The organism is Streptococcus mitis (assembly GCF_946190065.1).
GTDB lineage: Bacteria > Bacillota > Bacilli > Lactobacillales > Streptococcaceae > Streptococcus > Streptococcus mitis_DE.
In genome coordinates this window covers 1-257 of the sequence record NZ_CAMHZD010000135.1, presented here as the reverse complement: position 1 = coordinate 257, position 257 = coordinate 1, and the positions used below count along the sequence as shown (strand labels likewise).

1 protein-coding gene is annotated in these 257 nt (G+C 38.9%); it reads left to right on the top strand.

What is annotated here, in order from left to right:
* Positions 1-257 (top strand): MucBP domain-containing protein (locus OCF96_RS09995; RefSeq protein WP_261447075.1); only part of this gene is annotated, 257 nt, incomplete at both ends.

Here is a 257-nt window from a genome sequence, read left to right as displayed (position 1 = left end):
AATTCCAGGCAATCCAACAGAAGAAGGTGAACAACCTAAGAAAGATATCCCAGGCTACCGTTTCGTAGAAACTAAGACTCTAGAAAACGGGGACACAGAACACGTCTACGAAAAAGTTAAAACAACTACATCATTTGTAGATGAAAGTGGTAAGCCAGTTTCACCAAGTGAAGAAGGTAGCCAACCTAAGAAAGATATCCCAGGATATGAGTTTGTTAAGACTACAACTGATAAAGATGGTAATGTAACTCACGTTT